Below are 2199 nucleotides of genomic sequence, written 5' to 3'. Positions count from 1 at the left end.
ATGAAGAGACAGTCTGTAATTTTCTTGGTTGGAGGAATAGCAGCAATGATTGTTGCTATGGGAATAGGGCGGTTTGCTTTCACACCTATCCTGCCACTCATGATGGAGCATCAATTATTCTCCACTACTGGCGCTGGTTATTTAGCGTCAAGTAATTATATGGGCTATTTGATTGGCGCAATAATCCTAACGTTTTTTCAGGTTAAAAACCGACACTTGCTTCTGATGATTGGATTATGCATAAGCGTTGCTACAACATGGGGGATGGGAGAATTCCAAACCATGCAAACACTCTTGTCTTAAGTAAAGATTGAAGTGTTAGATATTAATAATAGGGAAATTACAATCTTTGGTTAAGGTCAAATTGCGTTTAAAAATGATGCCCTGTGAGTCGATATGGACAAAAATACGGTTTCGTCCATAATAAATGCTCATCAAGACTCTACGTGAACCTCGCTGCGGCGGGTTTTTTTATATCCGATTGTTGCCCGCACCATATTTATAGGAGTAATGCTCCCCTGTTGAATTAGATGAATATTTCGGTGCGAGGAGCCATGTGGTTAATCCGTGAGAGCCACCGTGTTAATAAAATAGAGCCATTATGTTATTTTACAGAGCTAGGCGGGGACTAAACTAACGGGCAGTTATCTTCAAGGAGTGAATACTCCAAATCTTGCTACACAAACTATTTTACTTCATCTCTGGAGGGTTTATTTGAATGTCAGGATTATCTAAAAAGGCAACCATTTTAGGTATTGCTTTTGTTATTCTATCATGGAGTTTAACTTGGCCAATTTCAAAGATCGGATTGCATTACTCACCACCATTACTATTTGCAGGGATGCGTACGTTGTTAGGTGGCATTTTACTTGCAATATTTCTTTCGAATCGAATAAGAGAACTACAATGGAAAAAAAATTGGCGTATTTTCGTTGTGTCAGCCCTTTTTAATGTTATTATTTTTATTGCTTCCTCCAATTTTGCATTAAAATACTTACCATCAGGATTATATACGGTTATTCTCTACTCCCAACCAGTGCTTGTTGTCTTACTTTCATGGCTATGGCTAAAGGAGTCGATGACTGTAAGAAAATTAACAGGTATTCTGTTGGGTTTTTTCGGGGTTCTTATCGTAAGTTTTAAAGGTTTAAATGGATATGTATCATTGGTAGGGATTCTTTTAGCACTGATATCTGCATTAGGCTGGACTTTTGGGACTGTTTATGTAAAAAAGAACAATGAAAAGGTACATTGGCTATGGCTCGTTGCTATGCAGAATTTAATTGGTGGCATCTTTATGACTTGCTCTGGTTTATTAACAGAAGATGCATATTCCATTGAATGGAAACCTCCATTAATTTTAAGTTTATTTTATGGTGGCGTAATTGCGCTAGGGGTTGCTACTGCAGTTTACAACAAACTTATGAGTGTTGGTGAATCCAGTAAAGTAGCATCATTTACGTTTCTTGTACCAGTTTTGGCGGTAGGAATTGGATCGATTTTCTTAGGTGAAGATTTTACGATATCCATCTTTGGAGGATTAGTTCTTATTTTTGCGAGCATATATCTTATTAATAGTAAAAAACATCGAAATAAGAACGAATGATCGCCAATAAAAACTAGTATACGCCTGTAACGTATCATAGATTTTCATATTAGTTAGTCTTACTCATCCACATCTAACCTGCTCGTTAATTGAACAAGAAAGATAAAAAGCATTCTATATTGAATGCTTTTTATCCTTATCATAATTTGGTGATGTACTAGTGTGTGTTAATATGCGGTCTAATACTTTTTCAGTAAATGGCATAAAGTAATTAAGTATTAGCCCCCCTAAACAAACGGTTAATAAAGTTCCAACGCCAATTGGTCCATTTAAAATCATTGCCATTATCAAAAATACGAGGTAAATGAGTGTTCTCGAAAAAAATATATTTGTTCTTGTTAATTCTTGTATGATTAATGTTAATCGGTCAACTGGAATCGGTGCAAAATTTGTATGTAAATATGTTGCAGTTCCTAATCCTATAACAATTAAGCCGATTCCAAAACAAACAGCTTTGCTGTACCATAGTTCAGGTGTTATCAAATTGTGCAATAAAAAAAGCCACATATCAATACCAATACCCGTTATAAATGCTGTTAACAATCCCAAAACTTCTGGTCTTTGTCTTTTTAAAAATGAATTACAACATATCA

The 2199-nt window shown here is 35.6% G+C and carries 3 protein-coding genes; 2 read left to right on the top strand and 1 reads right to left on the bottom strand.

Annotated features, from left to right (window positions below; translation table 11 throughout):
• A partial coding sequence (locus H540_RS30645) for a YbfB/YjiJ family MFS transporter (RefSeq protein WP_051317235.1) occupies window positions 1–303 on the top strand: 303 nt, incomplete at its 5' end.
• Window positions 304–718: 415 nt separating this feature from the next.
• The gene (locus H540_RS0122030; protein WP_028402408.1) at window positions 719–1606 is read left to right on the top strand and encodes a DMT family transporter; all 888 of its coding nucleotides are present in this window, start codon (window positions 719–721) and stop codon (window positions 1604–1606) included.
• Window positions 1607–1720: 114 nt separating this feature from the next.
• Here H540_RS0122030 and H540_RS0122025 read toward each other — a convergent pair.
• Window positions 1721–2199, bottom strand: a 479-nt coding sequence (locus H540_RS0122025; protein ID WP_028402407.1) for a YczE/YyaS/YitT family protein, incomplete at its 5' end; no start/stop codon positions are given.

This window comes from Ectobacillus panaciterrae DSM 19096 (genome assembly GCF_000430785.1).
Classification (GTDB): Bacteria; Bacillota; Bacilli; order Bacillales; family Bacillaceae_G; genus Ectobacillus; species Ectobacillus panaciterrae.
Note: the sequence above shows the minus strand (reverse complement) of the source record. Positions and strands in the feature narration are given on the sequence as shown.